Annotated in this window: 15 protein-coding genes; 14 read left to right on the top strand and 1 reads right to left on the bottom strand. The window is 49.2% G+C overall.

The annotated features are described in order from the left end of the window. Positions 1 to 171: 171 nt before the first annotated feature. From GKG43_RS12170 to GKG43_RS12120, 11 genes are all read left to right on the top strand, one after another. Positions 172 to 1,005 carry an arylamine N-acetyltransferase gene (locus tag GKG43_RS12170; RefSeq protein WP_154253329.1) on the top strand — a complete coding sequence of 278 codons (834 nt, stop codon included), beginning with the start codon at positions 172 to 174 and terminating at the stop codon, positions 1,003 to 1,005. 159 nt (positions 1,006 to 1,164) lie between these two features. Continuing rightward, positions 1,165 to 2,775: an MBL fold metallo-hydrolase gene (locus tag GKG43_RS12165; RefSeq protein ID WP_025657856.1), complete on the top strand. Its 1,611-nt coding sequence runs from the start codon at positions 1,165 to 1,167 to the stop codon at positions 2,773 to 2,775. A 555-nt stretch (positions 2,776 to 3,330) separates the two neighbouring features. After that, on the top strand, positions 3,331 to 4,788 hold the full coding sequence (locus GKG43_RS12160) for an aminotransferase class I/II-fold pyridoxal phosphate-dependent enzyme (RefSeq protein WP_025657851.1): 1,458 nt from the start codon (positions 3,331 to 3,333) through the stop codon (positions 4,786 to 4,788). Then, positions 4,788 to 5,642, top strand: coding sequence for a polyamine aminopropyltransferase (speE, locus tag GKG43_RS12155; RefSeq protein WP_025657850.1), 855 nt, complete (start codon positions 4,788 to 4,790; stop codon positions 5,640 to 5,642). The genes GKG43_RS12160 and speE overlap by 1 nt, the downstream gene beginning before the upstream one ends. Position 5,643: 1 nt before the next feature. Next, on the top strand, positions 5,644 to 6,903 hold the full coding sequence (locus tag GKG43_RS12150) for a saccharopine dehydrogenase family protein (protein ID WP_129879153.1): 1,260 nt from the start codon (positions 5,644 to 5,646) through the stop codon (positions 6,901 to 6,903). Between the two features lie 64 nt (positions 6,904 to 6,967). Next, positions 6,968 to 8,110 (top strand): carboxynorspermidine decarboxylase, encoded by a 1,143-nt coding sequence (nspC, locus tag GKG43_RS12145; RefSeq protein WP_129879152.1) that lies wholly within the window; start codon positions 6,968 to 6,970, stop codon positions 8,108 to 8,110. Continuing rightward, entirely contained in the window at positions 8,110 to 9,222 is a 1,113-nt protein-coding gene (aguA, locus tag GKG43_RS12140; RefSeq protein ID WP_129879151.1) for an agmatine deiminase, read from the top strand. Before nspC ends, aguA begins: the two co-directional genes overlap by 1 nt. Continuing rightward, the gene (gene aguB / locus GKG43_RS12135) at positions 9,215 to 10,081 is read left to right on the top strand and encodes an N-carbamoylputrescine amidase (protein ID WP_129879150.1); all 867 of its coding nucleotides are present in this window, start codon (positions 9,215 to 9,217) and stop codon (positions 10,079 to 10,081) included. The genes aguA and aguB overlap by 8 nt, the downstream gene beginning before the upstream one ends. Positions 10,082 to 10,787: 706 nt before the next feature. After that, entirely contained in the window at positions 10,788 to 11,567 is a 780-nt protein-coding gene (sigG, locus tag GKG43_RS12130; RefSeq protein WP_025657846.1) for an RNA polymerase sporulation sigma factor SigG, read from the top strand. 130 nt (positions 11,568 to 11,697) lie between these two features. Then, positions 11,698 to 12,351 carry an HAD-IA family hydrolase gene (locus tag GKG43_RS12125; RefSeq protein WP_025657845.1) on the top strand — a complete coding sequence of 218 codons (654 nt, stop codon included), beginning with the start codon at positions 11,698 to 11,700 and terminating at the stop codon, positions 12,349 to 12,351. An 18-nt stretch (positions 12,352 to 12,369) separates the two neighbouring features. After that, positions 12,370 to 12,633: a glyoxalase gene (locus tag GKG43_RS12120; protein ID WP_025657844.1), complete on the top strand. Its 264-nt coding sequence runs from the start codon at positions 12,370 to 12,372 to the stop codon at positions 12,631 to 12,633. 39 nt (positions 12,634 to 12,672) lie between these two features. Here GKG43_RS12120 and GKG43_RS12115 read toward each other — a convergent pair whose 3' ends face one another. After that, on the bottom strand, positions 12,673 to 13,107 hold the full coding sequence (locus tag GKG43_RS12115) for a hypothetical protein (protein WP_025657843.1): 435 nt from the start codon (positions 13,105 to 13,107) through the stop codon (positions 12,673 to 12,675). A 173-nt stretch (positions 13,108 to 13,280) separates the two neighbouring features. Between GKG43_RS12115 and pth the strand changes: the two genes are divergently transcribed. From pth to GKG43_RS12100, 3 genes are read left to right on the top strand one after another with little or no spacing between them, the layout of a single operon-like run. Further along, positions 13,281 to 13,859 (top strand): aminoacyl-tRNA hydrolase, encoded by a 579-nt coding sequence (pth, locus tag GKG43_RS12110; protein WP_025657842.1) that lies wholly within the window; start codon positions 13,281 to 13,283, stop codon positions 13,857 to 13,859. Positions 13,860 to 13,864: 5 nt separating this feature from the next. Continuing rightward, positions 13,865 to 17,224, top strand: coding sequence for a transcription-repair coupling factor (gene mfd, locus GKG43_RS12105; protein ID WP_025657841.1), 3,360 nt, complete (start codon positions 13,865 to 13,867; stop codon positions 17,222 to 17,224). Between the two features lie 48 nt (positions 17,225 to 17,272). Beyond that, positions 17,273 to 18,313 carry a peptidylprolyl isomerase gene (locus tag GKG43_RS12100; RefSeq protein WP_129879149.1) on the top strand — a complete coding sequence of 347 codons (1,041 nt, stop codon included), beginning with the start codon at positions 17,273 to 17,275 and terminating at the stop codon, positions 18,311 to 18,313. Positions 18,314 to 18,557: the final 244 nt, after the last annotated feature.

Here is an 18,557-nt window from a genome sequence, read left to right as displayed (position 1 = left end):
GGGATATGATCCGTTACAGCCTTTCATATGGGCTGCAGCTGGCGGGGATTGGGATGATCCTGATCCTGGTGTATCTGTTGCTGTAGGGCAGGAAAGCTGAGGAGGAAAATAAATGGGGAACGACCATTTATAATAAAAGAGGAATAGAAGAGAAAGGATTGGTGTCAGAATATGGAAGAAGTGAGAGATATAATCAAAAAATTTTCTCCCGAACAAATCAAGCAATATCTGGATCGTATAGGAATGCCTCCGGTGAAGGGACCTACCAGAGAAGTATTAGACGAGCTGATCTATCGCCATCAGTGCACGATTGCATTTGAAAACTTAGACAGCTACGACTTCCATAAGGAAGTATGCCTGGATGGAGATTATTTGTTCCAGAAAATTATTCAGGGTACAAGAGGCGGCTACTGTCTGGAATTAAACGGCTTATTTTACCGTCTGGTGGTCAGCCTTGGATATGATGCAAGGCCATGTTTTACAAGAGTTTTATTGGGAAAAAATGACCTGAGATGGCCAATTGACCACAGGGGAACTCTGGTAAAGCTAGACGGTGCAGAATACTTTTGCGACGTCGGCCTTGGCGGGCCAATGCCGTCAGGCGCACTAAACATCGAAACCGAAGAATGGCAGACCTTTGGAGATGAGTCATTCCGTGTCCTTCCCTGCATGAGAGGCTGGTTAGCAATCCATCGCAAAACCCGTATCAAACAAGAAGCCGAACCGGGAAAAGCACCGCAGACCGAAAGAATAGAAGTGGTTATTTCCGACATCGCATGCTTTGACACAGACTTCAACTTCTTAAACTACTATAAATCGACTAAAAAAGAGTCTTTATTCTGTGCCCACAGAGTCTTTAACCTTAGAATCGACGGAGGGTATCGGTCGATAAGAGACGATATATATAAAGAGGTAACAACAAAAGGCCTTGTTACAGAAAAAATCAGTGAGCAATTAGAAGAAATAGAACCATTGATAAAGGAAAAGTTTAATATAGAAATATAACTGATAAAGAAGCCAGCTCCAAAAGGCGCACCGCTGTAACCGTTCTGGCTTATCTGAACTGTTGCGTACCGCTTTCTGCCCCATCTATTTTCCAAAAGTACGGACTACTAGTTTTGGGCAAAAGATGATACAATGAAAAGAAAAGGGTTGGTGAAGCTTATGAAACTGACATTTATTGGAGCAGCCCATGAAGTGACGGGAAGTTGTCATCTGCTGCAGGCGGCAGGTAAAAACATTCTGGTTGACTGCGGCATGGAACAGGGCCCGGATCTGTATGAGAATCCGGGGCTTCCGATTCCGGAGACAGATATCGACTATGTGTTTTTAACCCATGCGCATATTGACCATTCGGGCATGCTGCCTTTACTTACGAAAAATGGGTTTAAAGGCCAGATTATCACAACTTATGCAACAGCAGATCTGTGTAACATTATGCTTCGTGACAGTGCGCATATTCAGGAATTTGAGGCGGAATGGCGCAACAGAAAGGGCAGGCGTGCAGGGCAGCCGGTGTATGAACCCATCTATATACTTCAAGATGCGCTGGATGCGATAGAGCTGATTGTACCCTGTCAATATCAGGAACGTATCCGGATCTGTGATGGCATTGAAGTACGTTTTACAGACGTGGGGCATCTGCTGGGATCTGCGAGCATCGAGGTATGGATTGCGGAGGGAGATACTACAAAGAAGATTGTATTTTCCGGAGATGTAGGCAATACAAATCAGCCTATCATCAAAGATCCAAGTTATACCGAATCGGCGGACTATGTCGTGATTGAATCCACCTACGGGAACCGTGTCCATTCTACAGAGAAGATCGATTACCTGAAGGATTTCACAATGGTTCTGCGGGAAACATTTGAGCGGGGCGGCAACGTGGTTATTCCATCCTTTGCAGTCGGCAGAACGCAGGAGATGCTGTATTTTATCCGAGAGATCAAAGAGCGGAAGCTGCTGAAGGAATATCCCGATTTTGAGGTTTATCTGGACAGTCCGCTTGCCATTGAGGCTACAAAAGTCTTTACCAAAAACATGCGGGAATGCTTTGATGAGGAAGCAATTAAGCTGGTAAATGAAGGAATCAACCCCCTGGTTTTTCCAGGATTAAAAACCTCGACAACCAGTGATGATTCCAGAATGATTAATTTTATTGAAAAGCCAAAAGTAATCATATCGGCCTCTGGTATGTGTGATGCCGGCCGCATCAGGCATCATCTCAAACACAACTTGTGGAGGCCGGAGTGTACCATTTTATTTGTAGGATATCAGGCAAACGGTACTTTGGGAAGAAGGCTGCTGGATGGAGACAAGAATGTCAAGATCTTTGGTGAGCCAATCGAAGTGCGTGCCCGGATAGAGAGTCTTCACGGGGTCAGCGGCCATGCTGATATGAACGGCCTTCTGGACTGGCTGGGAGGATTCAAAACACCTCTGGAGAGAGTTTTTGTTGTACATGGATCAGACAAAGTAACAGAAGAATTTGCAGAAACGATACAGGAGAAGCTGGGGCACCCAACCTGGGCGCCATTCCCAAGCTGTGAAGTCGACCTGTTAACCAACGAAATCCTCGACGAGGGCGTCAAAATCCCAGTAAAGGCGAAGAAACCAACCCAGAAGAAAGCAGACGCAGCATTCGAAAGACTGCTTGCGGCAGGCAAAAGACTTCTGGATGTTATATACAGAAATCAAGGCATTGCCAACAAAGATAAGGCTAAATTCGAAAACCAAATCAACAACCTCGCAGACAAGTGGGATAGCTGGGAATAGAGATGGGGAGGCCGCTGCAGGGCATCCCCCCATCCATTCTTTCACAAACTCATTCGCCAAAAACTATTGACTTTTAGGTGTGATATGCTAAAATTATCGTGACATGCATAGATACAATCGTTCTATCATGCAAATATAGGCCTGACAGTTTTTTCTGTGAAAAGCTCATCGGACAGGGCTGGCCGCTGCCGCGGGTGGCGATAGCGCCACATTTATTGATCGAGTTAAAAGCTCAGTTTTATAAGTTGGTTACTTTATAACCTGCAAATGCATACCACTTGTGAAATGTTCAATAGAGGAGTAGTAAAAGTATATTTGCTGTATAGACTCTGATAAGAGGACAAATTGATTGTATACGCTGTGCGGATATTCTATCTTTCCGGAGGAAAGGCGGACTTTATAACCCATAATGTATATGACAGGTAGTGTTGCTTTTGCACACTGCCTTTTTTGATATAGGAAATTATTCTGAAATTTCCTATTGCGAATGTTTTCTGTTTTGTGTTTTATTTCTGCAAAACTTAACGAAATCACAGATACACAGGAGAAAGAAGAATGGATAAAAAGCGACAATTACAGGCACCGATTTACAGCGCTCTGGAGCGCTTCCGCAAGCAGCGGGTCGTACCTTTTGACGTGCCGGGCCATAAAAGAGGCAGAGGGAATCCGGAGCTGGTGGAACTGCTGGGGGAAAAATGCGTCGGAATCGATGTGAATTCCATGAAACCGCTGGATAATCTCTGCCATCCGGTTTCTGTAATCAAGGAGGCGGAGGAACTGGCGGCGGATGCGTTTGGCGCGGCACATGCCTTTCTGATGGTGGGCGGAACGACCTCCTCTGTGCAGAGCATGGTTCTCTCCGCGTGCAAAGCGGGGGATAAGATTATACTGCCCAGAAATGTACATAAAAGCGTGATCAATGCGCTGGTGCTTTGCGGAGCCGTTCCGGTATATATTGACCCGAAAGTAGACCAGCTGCTGGGGATTCCGCTGGGGATGGAGCTGGAGGACGTACGCAGTGCGATTGAAGAGCATCCCGATGCCTCCGCGGTCTTTGTTAATAATCCGACTTATTATGGAATCTGTTCTGATATCAGGAGCATTGTGGAGCTGGCGCACAGCAAGGGAATGCTGGTGCTGGCAGACGAGGCTCACGGGACGCATCTTTATTTCGGCCAGGGTCTGCCCTGTTCTGGTATGGAGGCGGGGGCAGATATGGCCGCAGTCAGTATGCATAAATCCGGAGGGAGCCTGACGCAGAGTTCCCTGCTGCTTCTGGGACCGGGCATGAACGAGCGCTATGTCTCCCAGATCGTGAACCTTACGCAGACGACCAGTGCTTCCTATCTGTTAATGGCAAGCCTGGACATCTCGAGGAGGAACCTGGCGTTAAGAGGCGAGGAGACTTTCCAGAAGGTAGCGCAGATGGCGGAATACGCCAGAGAGGAGATCAATGGGATCGGGGGGTATTATGCCTATGGTTCCGAACTAAAGAACGGCGGCAGTATCTTTGATTTCGATGTGACCAAGCTGGCTGTCTATACGCGGGACATCGGGCTGGCCGGGATTGAGGTTTATGACCTGCTGCGTGATGAGTATGACATACAGATTGAATTCGGGGATATCAGTAATATATTGGCCTATATATCTATCGGGGACCGGCTGCAGGACATAGAGCGGCTTGTGGGGGCTCTGGCGGATATCAAGCGGCTGTACCGGGAGCCAAAGAAGAATGTTTTTCTGGCGGAATATATCGCCCCGGTTGTGGTAACAACGCCGCAGCAGGCATTTTATGCGGAGAAGGAGAGCCTGCCGATTGAGGAGACCGCGGGAAGGGTCTGCGGGGAATTTGTTATGTGTTATCCTCCGGGAATCCCAATTCTGGCTCCGGGCGAGCAGATTACGGAAAAACTGATCCACTATATCCGGTTTGCACAGGATAAGGGATGTTCTATGCAGGGGCCGGAGAGCCTGGATCTTTCAAGGCTGAATGTGCTAAAGGAGGATGGTTGATGGATTTTTGGGTAAGTGAGATGCATACCAATAATGTAAAGATCTCGATTCGTGCAGAGAGGCAGCTGTTTAGCGCGCAGAGCGAATTTCAGCGGCTGGATATTTTCGAGACGCCTGAATTCGGAAAAGTACTGACCTCGAACGGAAATGTGATATTTACGGAGAAGGATGAATTTATTTACGATGAAATGATTGTCCATGTGCCTATGGCGGTGCATCCTCATGTCAAAAATGTACTGGTGCTGGGCGGCGGGGACGGCGGAGTGGCGAGAGAGCTGTCGTATTATGAGGAGATAGAGCATATTGATGTAGTCGAGGCGGACCAGCTGTTTGTCTATGCGTGCCGGGAACATTTTCCGGAGGATGCAAACGGGCTGGATGACGACAGGGTGTCTATGTATTATGAGGACGGACTGAAGTTCCTGCGCTCCAGACAGGACGCCTATGACCTGATCATTAATGACTGTACGGATCCCCTGGGGCATGCAGCGGGGCTGTTCACCAAGGAATTTTACGGAAGCTGTTTCCAGGCGCTGCATGAGGACGGGATCATGGTGTATCAGCATGGAAGTCCTTTCTATGCTGAGGACGAGGAAAGCTGCCGGATCATGCACAGAAAAGCATACCGCAGTTTTCCCGTAAACAGGGTCTATCAGGCCCATATCCCCACCTGCCCTGCAGGCTACTGGCTGTTCGGCTTTGCATCGAAAAAGTACCATCCACTCAGAAACCTGGACGCTAAGAGATGGAGAGAACGGGAAATACAGACGAGATATTACACGACAAACCTGCATACAGGGGCATTTATGCTCCCCAGATATGTGGAGGATTTATTAGAAGAGGAGGAAGTTTGATATGAGCAGAATATTAGTGATCGGTTGTGGAGGCGTTGCTTCGGTTGCCATCAGAAAATGCTGTCAGAATGAGAAAGTATTTACGGAACTTTGTATTGCAAGCAGGACAAAAGCGAAGTGCGATGCACTTAGGGAAAAGCTGGAAGGGAAAACATCCGTAAAAATCACAACCGCACAGGTGGACGCAGACCATGTATCGGAGGCTGCGGCATTGATCCGCAGTTATCAGCCGGATGCGGTTTTGAATCTGGCGCTGCCATATCAGGATCTCTCTATCATGGAAGCCTGTCTGGAGTGCGGCGTCCATTACATCGATTCCGCGAACTACGAGCCGGAGGATACGGATGATCCCGCGTGGCGTGCAGTCTATGAAAAACGCTGCAGGGAGAAAGGATTTACCGCATATTTTGATTACAGCTGGCAGTGGGAGTACAATGAAAAATTTCGGGAAAAGAATCTCACCGCGCTGCTTGGATCCGGATTTGACCCCGGGGTGACAAGTGTATTTACCGCCTATGCAATGAAACATTATTTTGACGAGATCCATACGATTGATATACTGGATTGCAACGGCGGGGACCATGGCTATCCGTTTGCAACCAATTTTAACCCGGAGATCAATCTGAGAGAGGTGTCTGCAAACGGGAGCTACTGGGAGGACGGCCACTGGGTAGAGACTGAACCGATGGAAATAAAGCGCACCTATGATTTTCCACAGGTGGGGCCAAAAGAGATGTATCTTCTGCACCATGAGGAGATCGAATCTCTGGCCGTGCATGTTCCGGGAGTGAAGCGTATCCGTTTCTTCATGACCTTTGGAGAGAGCTATCTCACCCATATGAAATGCCTGGAAAATGTAGGGATGCTCTCCACCAGCCCGATTGTTTTTGAGGGAAAGGAAATTGTCCCCATCCAGTTTCTGAAAGCGCTGCTTCCGGATCCTGCCACACTCGGACCGCGCACAAAGGGAAAGACGAATATTGGATGTATTTATACAGGCGTGAAGGATGGACAGGAGAAAACCATCTATATCTATAACGTGTGCGATCACGAGGAATGCTACCGGGAGGTGGAAAGCCAGGCTATCAGTTATACCACAGGGGTACCGGCGATGATCGGGACTGCATTGGTTGCTTCGGGTATTTGGAATAAAAGGGGTGCTGTGAACCTGGAAGAACTGGATCCGGATCCGTTTATGGATATGCTGAACCAGTACGGCCTTCCCTGGGTGGTGGATGAAAATCCTGAAACCGTGGAGTAGGGGAACCCACATCCGGCAGGAGGTACGGCAGGCCGCATAATCATGAACAAGCGAGGAAAGAGTAGTGAAAGAAAACTTATTAAGAACAGAAGACCTTAGGACACCGGTTTATCTTGTGGATGAAGCAAAACTGGAGCATAATCTGGAGATACTTGAAAGCGTGCAGGAGGAGACAGGATGCAGAATACTTCTGGCTCAGAAAGCATTTTCCATGTATCGGGTGTATCCGATGATCCGGCATTATCTTGCGGGCGCTACCGCAAGCGGACTGTATGAGGCGAGGCTGGCTGCGGAGGAGATGGGCGGAGAGAATCACGTATTTTCTCCTGCGTATACCGCAGAAGAGATGGAGAAGCTCTGCAGGATTTGCAGCCATATCAGCTTCAATTCGATTGCACAGCTTGAGCGCCACCGGCCATTGTGGGAAACGAAGGGGATCAGTGCAGGGCTTCGGATTAACCCGGAGTACTCTACTCAGGAGGGGCCTGCCATTTATGATCCCTGTGCGCCGGGATCGAGGCTTGGAATCCGGCGGGATCAGTTTCCGGAGCGGCTTCCGGCAGGGGTGGAAGGCCTGCATGTCCATACACTCTGTGAGCAGGATGCGGCCCCGCTTGTGGAGACGTTCGAGGCGGTGGAGGAGAAGTTCGGGGAATACCTTCACCAGATTCGATGGCTTAATCTCGGAGGCGGACACCACATCACAAGGCCGGGATATGATATTGCTGTATTGAAGGACCTGCTCTGCCGGATACGGGATACCTACCATGTACAGATTTATCTGGAGCCAGGGGAAGCGGTTGCACTGAGTGCAGGATATCTGATCACGGAAGTGATGGATATTGTGGAGAATGTACCTCCGGTTTTGATACTCGATGCATCCGCAGCCTGCCATATGCCGGATGTGCTGGAGATGCCTTACCGCCCGCCTCTGAGGGATAGCGGTAAACCGGGGGAAAAGGCGGTTACATGCACTCTTGGCTGCAGAACCTGTCTGGCAGGGGATGTAATTGGAGATTACAGCTTTGACGAGATGCCCAGAATCGGGGAACGCCTGGTGTTTGAAGATATGGCAATCTACACGATGGTGAAAAATAATACTTTTAACGGTATGCCGCTGCCGGACATTGCGCTTCTCAGAAAAGACGGGATGTGCGAGGTTGTAAAACGGTTTGGCTATCAAGATTTTAAGGAGCGTTTATCCTGATGAATAAGTTGACAACGCCGCGGGAAGACGGCTATTTTATGCCTGCAGAATTTGCGCCTCACGAGGCTGTTATTTTAATCTGGCCGGTGCGGCCGGGAAGCTGGGGAAAGAATCCTGAGAGGGCAAGGAAGGCATTTTTAGAGATTATACGAGAGGCATCCCGGAGTGAAAAAGTATATTTACTGGCAGACCGGGAACATAAGGAAGAGGCGGTACGCGCGGCAGGCAGGTTTGCGGAAATTCTGGCAGTGGGGAGCGATGATGCCTGGGCCAGGGACGTGGCCCCCACCTTCGTAACCAATGGAAGGGATGTCAGGGGCATCAGCTGGCGTTTTAATGCCTGGGGCGGCAGCACAGACGGCTTGTATGCCTCCTGGGATAAAGACGATGCGGTTGCAGGTGTGCTTCTGGACAAACTGGGTTATTTCTGCTATGATGCCGGAGATTTTGTGCTGGAGGGCGGTTCTATCCATTCTGATGGGGAGGGAACCATATTGACAACAAGGAGCTGCCTGCTCAGCCCCGGCAGGAATCCGCGGCTGTCAAAGCTGCAGATTGAGGATAAATTAAAGCAATATCTGGGAGCCGAAAAGATATTGTGGCTGCCCAGGGGAATCTATATGGATGAGACGAATGAACATGTGGATAACGTCTGTGCGTTTACTGCTCCAGGAGAGGTTGTGCTTGCCTGGACAGATGACCGTGAGGATCCCCAGTATGAGCTTTCCAGGGCCTGCCTGGATTATCTGGAAAAACAGACGGATGCAAAAGGCCGCCGGCTGACCGTGCACAGGCTGCCTATACCTGATGTACCCGTGAGGGTCACACGAGAAGAAGTGGAGCAGTTTGTGTTTGAAGCCGGAGAAGATATGCGGGAAGCCGGGGAACGGCTGGCCGCCAGTTATGTGAATTTTTATTTTACCAACGATGCCGTGCTGGTGCCTCAGTTCGGCGGTGACAATGAAGAAAGTGACAGGCGTGCGCTGGAAATACTGCGGCCCCTGTGTCCGGGACGCAGGGTGACAGGGATAGACAGCAGGGCGATTTTGCTTGGAGGCGGCAATATCCACTGTATTACCCAGCAGATTCCAGAAGGAGGAGGAAATGAGTGAGGTTACGGTTGCTGTGATTCAGATGCAGTGTACTGCAGATGTACAGCAGAATATGAAAACAGCAGAACGGCTGGTCAGGCAGGCGGCAGAGCAGGGCGGTCAGGTGATTCTGCTTCCGGAACTGTTCGAGCGGCAGTATTTCTGCCAGGAACGGCGATATGAATACTATAGCTATGCGCTTCCGACAGAGGACAATCCTGCGGTGCGTGCAATGCAGAACCTGGCAGGTGAGCTGGGGCTTGTGATTGTGGTCAGCTTTTATGAGCGGGCGCAGAACACACTGTATAACTCTGCTGCTGTGGTGGATGCAGACGGCAGCCTGCTGGGAGTGTACCGGAAGACACATATTCCGGATGATCATTTTTATCAGGAAAAATTTTATTTTACACCGGGAGACACCGGATTTACCGTGTGGGATACAAGATATGGCCGGATTGGAGTCGGGATCTGCTGGGATCAGTGGTTTCCGGAGACGGCTAGAAGCCTGGCGTTGAAAGGAGCGGATGTGATCCTGTATCCGACTGCCATAGGCAGTGAACCGATTCTGGACTGTGACAGCTCGGGACATTGGAGAAGAGCTATGCAGGGCCACGCGGCGGTCAATATCGTGCCGGTGGCGGCTGCCAACAGGTTCGGGCTGGAAAAAGTAGAGCCATGTCCGGAAAATGCGGGCCAGAGTTCCAGCCTGGTGTTCTATGGCAGCAGTTTTATAACCGATGAAACAGGAGCAGTTCTGTGCCAGGCGGGCAAAGATACGGAAAACGTGCTGTGCGCCCGGTTTGATTTCGAGAAGATCAGAAGAGAAAGGCTGGAATGGGGGCTTTTCAGGGATCGGAGGCCAGAGTGGTATTGGAGTTGACGAGCTTTAGTCTCGTTGACGGATGGGGGGCGCACCGTAAAGGGATAGCCGGGAAGCGCCGGAAGAGTATATGCCCGGCTATCCCTTTACAGTGCTGCGTGCATCCAATCGGCAGGCAAGAACAGTTCTTCAGGAGGGCTCCAAACGGGGGCAGTGTATGAATTCGTCCTTTCCATTGATAAATGAATGCAGATTTTTGGTTCCACCAAGCGAATCAATACGCTGCCCCGGTTCCGAGCCTCCCGAGTTGACAATCATAACTACCGATTGGATGCACTCAGCGAAATGAAGGGAGAGACGAAAGCCTCCCAAGTGCACATATGCCGTTTCGAGGTGCTAAAGCGGATCTTAGAAATTCTTGGAAGCCGGCAGCCGAAAAAGTAGGGAAATTTTGTGATCACCGAATCACAAAATTAGGCGGCCCAGCGCGAGAAATCATCGGATTTCTCGTGATGTGCCGCCGGTGCCCTGCTTTTTTGGCTGCCGGCTTCCTAGAATTTCTTAGGTCCGCGTCCGCATATCGAAACGGCATATGTGCACTTGGGAGGCTTTCGTCTCTCCCTTCATTTCGCGCCCCCTTCATCAATTCCCTCTTTCATTTGTCAAGGTCTAAAACTTTTTTTAATTTGCGCATCTTCGAATAACCCGCCTTCAGATTGAGAATGATTTTACTAGATTCAAATTTTCATCTAGGAGGGTTTATATTATGGCACTGAATAAAGTTGAATTGTGTGGGGTTAATACGGCGAAGCTTCCGCTCTTAAAGGAAGAAGAAAAAGAAGCTTTGTTTGTGAGAATCAAGGCAGGAGATGAGGAGGCCCGTGAGGAATATATTAAGGGCAATCTCCGCCTCGTTTTGAGTGTGATCAAGCGGTTTTCCAACAGCAACGAAAATGCGGATGACCTGTTTCAGATTGGCTGCGTGGGGCTGATGAAGGCGGTGGATCATTTTGACCCGGACAGACTGGTGAAGTTCTCTACTTATGCGGTGCCCATGATTATCGGAGAAATCAGGAGATATCTGCGGGATAATAATTCCATCCGGGTCAGCCGCTCCCTGCGTGATACGGCCTATAAAGCAATTTACGCAAAGGAAGGCTACATGAAGAAACATCTGAAAGAACCTACCGTGCAGGAGATTGCCGAGGAGATCGGAATCTCAAAAGAGGATATCGTCTTTGCACTGGACGCGATTCAGATGCCGATGAGCCTGCATGAACCGGTATATAGCGATGGCGGCGACACGCTTTACGTGATGGATCAGGTCAGTGACAAAAAAAATAAAGAAGAAAACTGGGTGGAGGAGCTGTCCCTTGAGGCTGCTATGGAACGCCTGAATGAAAGGGAACGCTATATCATTACCTTAAGGTTTTTCGAGGGAAAAACGCAGATGGAAGTCGCAGAGGAGATTAAAATATCCCAGGCTCAGGTGAGCCGGCTGGAGAAAAATGCGCTCAAGGTCATGAAACAGTATCTGCTGGGCTAAAATAACTGCTATGCATACCAGGGCCCTGCACTGAAACAAAAATATATAGAATCCCTGTATTTTATGGTTGAAATTTCCATGACTTCATACTATTATAAACGTAGACTAAAGGAGGGTATGGAGAGGAACCATGTATAAACTATGCATTTTTGATTTAGACGGAACTTTAACGGATACGTTGGATTCTCTGACTTTTTCTGTGAATGAGACATTGAAGGAGATGGGGCTTTCCCCGATCACCAGTGAACAGTGCCGCATGTTTGTGGGAAATGGAGCAAGGGTATTGATGGAGAAGGCGTTGTGGGAAAGCGCCAAGGCTGGTCCGGAAAGGCTGGACGAGGCAATGGAGATATACGGCCGTATATTTGACGCTAACTGCACATATCATGTAATACCATATGACGGTATCTTAAAGCTCCTGGAGGGCATGAAGGCGCGCGGTATCTGTCTGGCAGTGCTGTCCAACAAACCTGACAGGCAGACCGTGCATGTGGTGGAAGAGATATTCGGTAAGGATACGTTTCAATGGATTCAGGGCCAGAAAGAAGGCATACCCAGAAAGCCGGATCCTTATGCCGCCCTGCAGATTGCCGGGAGGTTTGGGGCTGAGCCGGAAGAGTCACTGTATGTAGGCGATTCGGAAGTGGACATTGCAACCGGCAGGGCAGCCGGGATGAAGACCATAGGAGTGTCCTGGGGCTTTCGGGGAAGAGCTGCGCTTGCAGAGGCGGGAGCCGTGCATGTTGTAGATTCTCCGGAGGAGATTCTGAATTTGATTACTTAAAAGGGAGGGAAAAGAATCATGTATGAATATGATGATGAGTGTCTGCTTACATTTCTAAAGAAGCAGTCTCAGCTATTTGATGAGCCGGTGGCAGAGACCATCGAGGCAGCGGAGGCTTTCCTGGAGGACTGCATGGCCGCAGTCGTGGATTCCCTTGATGAGGTGAGGGAATATTTTGAGGAAAGCGGGATTGACGTGGATGGAATGTCGGACGAAGAACTGGAAGAGGCGTCCGAGGTCTTTGCACTTCCGAACGGACAATATTTGATTGTGGAAGGTTAATCCGAATACTTAAAGCAATGAAACACAAAAGCCGCAGCATCATTTCACTGCGGCTTTTTCTGTGGCCTCTTTTATGGCATCCAGAATAACCTGGGATGTATAGGGGGTGTCGTCTGACAGTGAGATATCCTCCAGGGACTGCTTCTCATAGACCTGATCTGCTATATCTTCGATTGCCGGCTGAATCAGAGGAAACATGGTGGTCATTGCCTCATCCAGATTGGAAAATCGGATAGAATTGATATGGGATTCATCTACGGATACTTCCACTTCTAGATTTGTATTGTTTAACGTCAGCGTCGAGGTATAGACTCCCGGAGTATACTGCTTTTTCGCATCTGCACTCTTATCTTTTCCGCCGGGACGGAACATGACAATCAGCAGTATGATCAGAAGAATGCCAAGTGCCGCGAAGACTGCCGTATAGATGATTTCTTTCATATGCAGAACAATAATTTTTGTTTTGGAACCCATTGAAGAGACCTCCCGTGTTAGTCAATTTTACTTCCCTGTAATGGGCAGGTAAGGAAAACTGTCCATTGCGCTTTTTATAAGTGTATGACGTGAAGGGAAAAAATATTCGCGTCTTTTGCGTGACAAATAGAATGGCATCCTGTAAAATGGATAAGAATGAAGAGGTGAAAAGGATGTATATCATAGCAGGTCTGGGAAATCCGGACAGACAATATGAAGGTACGAGACATAATGTGGGATTCGAAGTGATAGATACCATTGCTTCGAAATATAATATAGCAGTGGACACGAAAAAACATAGAGCCTTCATTGGCAAGGGTGTGATAGGCGGGCAGAAGGTAATTCTGGCAAAACCGCAGACATATATGAACCTGAGTGGAGAGAGCATTATCAGCCTTGTGGAATATTATAAGATTGATGAAGAACAGGAACTGATCGTAATATACGATGATGTCAGCCTGGGGGTCGGGAAGCTCCGCATCCGTGCAAAAGGCAGTGCCGGCGGCCACAATGGAATCAAAAATATCATCGCTCATCTTGGAAGTGAGGTATTTCCCAGGATTAAAATAGGAGTTGGTGAGAAACCGCCCAAATATGATCTGGCGGACTATGTACTTGGACATTTTACCAAGGCGGAGCACGAGTTGATGGAGGAAGGTTATGGGAATGCGGTTCATGCCATAGAGATGATAATATCCGGTGAGATTCAGGCTGCAATGAATGAGTATAACCGGAAAAAGAAGGAAGAGTAGAGAATATGCAGGCTTTTTTAGCGCCGCTTGCCGAGCTGGCGGAGTACAAGGAGATATTCGGCAGACGAAAGAAAAACAGCGGGGTTCTGCAGATTACAGGCTGCGTCAATTCCCAGAAAACACATTTAATGTATGCACTGAGCGATGGTTGTTATTATAAAATCATCGCTTTTTCCAGTGATGAAAAGGCAAAGAAGGCTTATGAGGAATACCGGTTCCTGGATGATAATGTGTATCTGTATCCGGCGAAGGACCTTCTGTTTTACCATGCGGACATCAAGGGAAAGTACCTGATTAAGCAGCGGATGGAGGTGGTGCGTGCCATACTTGAGGCGGAGGAAATGGAGAGCCGGGGGAAGGGCGGAATCACGGTTATCACAACGATGGACGCTTTTTTGGATGGTATGCCTCCTCTGCGGGAAATTGCAAAACGCAGGATTCATGTGGAAGGGACGGGGACACTGGATTTAATAAAGCTGCAGGAAAAGCTTTCCGCAATCGGTTACGAACGGGAGGTTGAGATCGAAGGCCCCGGGCAGTATGCGGTCAGGGGAGGTATACTGGATGTGTTCCCTCTGACGGAGGAGCTACCGGTCCGCATTGAACTGTGGGGGGACGAGGTGGATTCCATCCGGACTTTTGATGTGGAAAGCCAGCGGTCGATCGAGAACCTGGATGATGTGGACATTTATCCAGCAGCGGAATTCCTTGGAGAGCGCGGGAAAAGCGTCTCTTTCCTGGATTATTTCCCAAAGGAAAAGAGTCTGTTGTTTTTGGATGAGCCTCTGCGTCTGGCAGAACATGCGGATGAGACCGCAGAGGAGTATCTGAACAGCCGGAAAAACAGGGAAGAAGCCGGAATGCAGGAGGAAGAGGAACCGGAAATTTTTTCTACGAAGGTGATTGTAGAAAAGATGAATCAGTATTACGGCATCGGCCTGACAACGCTGGAATCTAAATGCGGCGGGTTTCATGTGCGGGATACCTACAGTCTGCAGACGAAAGGGGTCAATCCGTACAACAACAGCTTCGAGATGCTAACAAGAGACCTGAAGCGCCTGAAAAGGAGCGGTTACCGGGTGATACTGCTTTCCGGTTCCCGGACCCGTGCAAGACGGCTCGCCGAGGATCTGCGGGATTATGATCTGAGTAGTTTTTACAGCGAGGATATGCACCGGGAAGTGCAGCCGGGGGAGATCATGGCTGCCTACGGACATGTTGCGGAGGGGTACGAGTACCCGATGCTGAAGTTTATGGTGATATCCGAGACGGATATTTTCGGAAAGCAGAAGCGCAAAAAACGGCGCAGGACCTATGAAGGCCAGAAAATCCAGAATTTTTCCGAACTCAAGGTAGGCGACTATGTCGTCCATGAAAATCACGGTCTGGGGATCTACCAGGGGATTGAGAAGATCGAAGTCGACAAAGTAACAAAGGATTATATGAAGATTTCTTATGCAGGCGGTGGGGCGCTGTATATTCTGGCTACCCAGCTGGATCTGATCCAGAAGTATGCCGGTGCGGATGCGAAAAAACCGAAGCTGAACAAGCTGGGCACCAGCCAGTGGACAAAAACAAAGAGCCAGGTGCGCAGGGCCGTCAGGGCAGTGGCAAAGGATCTGGTGGAGCTTTATGCGGCAAGACAGGAGTCCCAGGGATTTGTATATGAACCGGATACCGTGTGGCAGAAGGAATTCGAGGAGATGTTTCCTTTCGAAGAGACTGATGACCAGCTGCAGGCGATTGCGGACACAAAGCGGGACATGGAAAGCAAAAAGATCATGGACCGGCTGATCTGCGGGGATGTGGGCTACGGAAAGACGGAGATCGCGATCCGGGCGGCTTTCAAGGCGGTACAGGAAGGAAAACAGGTGGTCTATCTGGTACCGACTACGATTCTGGCCCAGCAGCACTACAATACCTTTGTGCAGCGGATGCGGGATTTTCCGGTCAGGGTAGACCTTCTGTGCCGGTTCCGCACAACGGCTCAGCAAAAGAAGACAGTGGAGGATTTAAAAAAAGGGCTGGTGGATATCGTGATCGGCACCCACAGAGTGCTTTCTAAGGACGTACAGTTTAAAGACCTGGGGCTGCTCGTGATCGATGAGGAACAGCGTTTTGGTGTTACCCATAAAGAGAAGATCAAAAAGCTCCGGGAGAATGTGGATGTTCTGACGCTGACCGCAACGCCGATCCCGAGGACGCTCCATATGAGCCTGATCGGAATCCGGGATATGAGCGTCCTGGAGGAGGCCCCTATGGACAGAATGCCGATCCAGACCTATGTCATGGAATACAATGACGAGATGGTCCGGGAGGCTATAGAGAGGGAACTGTCCAGGGACGGGCAGGTATACTATGTTTACAACCGGGTTAGTGATATCGCGGATGTGGCGGGGAGAATTCAGAAGCTGGTGCCGGACGCAGCCGTTTCCTTCGCGCATGGACAGATGAATGAACGCCAGTTGGAAAACATTATGTATGATTTTATCAACGGGGATATTGATGTTCTGGTATCCACAACGATCATCGAGACCGGACTGGACATCTCCAACGTGAACACCATGATTATCCACGATGCGGACCGCCTGGGGCTGTCACAGCTGTATCAGCTCCGGGGGCGCGTGGGCCGGTCCAGCCGGATGGCCTATGCATTTTTATTGTACAGAAGGGATAAGATGCTCAAAGAAGTGGCAGAAAAACGCCTTGCGGCCATCCGGGAATTTACGGATCTGGGTTCCGGGTTTAAGATCGCGATGCGGGATCTGGAGATCCGCGGAGCGGGCAACCTTCTCGGGGAAGAGCAGCACGGCCATATGGAGGCAGTTGGATACGATCTGTACTGTAAGATGCTCAATGAAGCGGTGAAGCAGCTCAAAGGCGAGATGGAGGAGGATGTTTACACCACAACGATGGACCTCAATATTGACGCTTATATTCCGGAATCCTATATCCCGAACGAATATCAGAAACTGGATATATATAAACGGATTGCCAGCATTGAGAATGAGGAAGAGATGGATGATATGATAGAAGAACTGATTGACCGTTTTGGGGATATTCCAAGGAAGGTGCAGCAGCTTTTGAATATTGCAGGTCTGAAAGCGCTTGCCCATTCCGCCTATGTGACCGCGGTCGAGCAGAAAGGGGATGCTTATCAGTTTACCATGTATGAAAAAGCGAAGGTACAGCCGCAGAAAATCCCGGGCCTTTTACAGGCCTATCATGGGAGCCTGGTGTTCAAAGCAGATGATCCTCCGTACTTCCTGTACCAGAAGAAAGGACGCAGCGGACGGGAGAAGGATGAGAACGTGCTGGAATTGGTGAAAAAGGTGTTAAATGACATAAAAGGCTTGTTAGAATAAGAAAAACAAGCTATAATAATGAAGTTAAAATGTACGTAGGAGGATGTTATGGGACAGTTCAGAAAAAGAGTGATGATAATGGCTGCTGCGGGCCTTATCGCGGTATCTTCCCTGGCTGGGTGCAGCCGCTCTATGAATAATGATGCCGTAGTTGCCGAAGTAGGAGAAGACAAGATTGTGCTGGGGGTTGCCAATTTTTATGCAAGGATGCAGCAGGCGCAGTATGAGACATATTATGCCGGGATGATGGGTACCACCGGCGAGGCCATGTGGACACAGGAAGTAGAAGAGGGCAAGACCTATGAGGATACGACAAAGGAAAGTACCTTGAAAGCAATCGAGGACATGTATCTCCTGAAGCAGCACGCGGCCGATTATCAAGTGGAACTGACCGACGATGATAAAAAGGCGATTAAGAAGGCCGCTGAAGCCTTTGTGGAAGACAACACGCTGGAGGACAAAGAGGTTGTTTCCGGTTACGAGAAGTACGTCAAGACATTTCTGGAGCTGGCAACCATTCAGGCAAAGATGAATGCTCCGATGAAAGAAGGCGTGGACGAAGAGGTTTCCGACGAAGAAGCGGCGCAGAAGAGTATGCAGTATGTGCTGTTCTCCTATAATAAGACAGATGAGGAAGGTAATTCAGAAGCCATGACAGACGATGAAAAGTCGGCCCTGAAAGAAACCGCAGAGGAGTTTGCAGAAGACCTAAAAGATAGTGACGGTCGGGATTTGGAGGCAGCGGCATCCGAAGCCGGTCTGGAAGTACAGACAGCAACCTTTGATTCCGAATCCACATCGCCCACGGCTGACCTGGTAAAGGCAACAGATGCGCTGGAGGAAGGCGATGTAACCGGCATCGTAGAATCTGACAATGGAATCTACGTAGCAAAGCTGACCAGCAACCTGGACAGAGAGGCCACAGACGCCAAGAAGGAATCCATCGTGGAGGAAAGAAAGCAGGAACAGTACGATTCCCTCCTGGAACAGTGGAGAAAAGATACAAAGATAACAGAACATGAAAAAGTATGGAAAAAAGTAAAATTTGAAAAGCAGGGTGTGACCATAATGCAGAGCGAGGATGAATAGGTAACGGGTTTTCGTCTTGTTGGCAAATGGGGACGCTTCATGACAGCCCCAGTACCTTCCCGGCAGCCCTGTCATGAAGCTGGTTCATCCAATCGGGAGGATAATATACATTCATTTGGGGCCTCTGGGCGGGAGCAGCGGATGTGAACTGGCTATGCGCAGCGTGTTTTCTTCGGTATGCTTTTGTCTGTCCCCGTCTCGTTCAACGCTAGGCTTCCCCCCATCAAAAAACATTTTATACTTG

It is taken from the genome of Eubacterium sp. BIOML-A2 (assembly GCF_009680135.1).
In the GTDB taxonomy this organism is placed as follows: domain Bacteria; phylum Bacillota; class Clostridia; order Lachnospirales; family Lachnospiraceae; genus Faecalicatena; species Faecalicatena contortus_B.
Note: the sequence above shows the minus strand (reverse complement) of the source record. Positions and strands in the feature narration are given on the sequence as shown.

Coding starts and splice junctions, on each gene's coding strand:
- pth (WP_025657842.1), top strand. CDS start 13,281: ATGTATATCATAGCAGGTCTGGGAAATCCGGACAGACAATATGAAGGT.
- GKG43_RS12165 (WP_025657856.1), top strand. CDS start 1,165: ATGAAACTGACATTTATTGGAGCAGCCCATGAAGTGACGGGAAGTTGT.
- GKG43_RS12125 (WP_025657845.1), top strand. CDS start 11,698: ATGTATAAACTATGCATTTTTGATTTAGACGGAACTTTAACGGATACG.
- GKG43_RS12115 (WP_025657843.1), bottom strand. CDS start 13,107: ATGGGTTCCAAAACAAAAATTATTGTTCTGCATATGAAAGAAATCATC.
- GKG43_RS12170 (WP_154253329.1), top strand. CDS start 172: ATGGAAGAAGTGAGAGATATAATCAAAAAATTTTCTCCCGAACAAATC.
- sigG (WP_025657846.1), top strand. CDS start 10,788: ATGGCACTGAATAAAGTTGAATTGTGTGGGGTTAATACGGCGAAGCTT.
- speE (WP_025657850.1), top strand. CDS start 4,788: ATGGATTTTTGGGTAAGTGAGATGCATACCAATAATGTAAAGATCTCG.
- GKG43_RS12150 (WP_129879153.1), top strand. CDS start 5,644: ATGAGCAGAATATTAGTGATCGGTTGTGGAGGCGTTGCTTCGGTTGCC.
- GKG43_RS12100 (WP_129879149.1), top strand. CDS start 17,273: ATGGGACAGTTCAGAAAAAGAGTGATGATAATGGCTGCTGCGGGCCTT.
- aguA (WP_129879151.1), top strand. CDS start 8,110: ATGAATAAGTTGACAACGCCGCGGGAAGACGGCTATTTTATGCCTGCA.
- mfd (WP_025657841.1), top strand. CDS start 13,865: ATGCAGGCTTTTTTAGCGCCGCTTGCCGAGCTGGCGGAGTACAAGGAG.
- GKG43_RS12160 (WP_025657851.1), top strand. CDS start 3,331: ATGGATAAAAAGCGACAATTACAGGCACCGATTTACAGCGCTCTGGAG.
- GKG43_RS12120 (WP_025657844.1), top strand. CDS start 12,370: ATGTATGAATATGATGATGAGTGTCTGCTTACATTTCTAAAGAAGCAG.
- aguB (WP_129879150.1), top strand. CDS start 9,215: ATGAGTGAGGTTACGGTTGCTGTGATTCAGATGCAGTGTACTGCAGAT.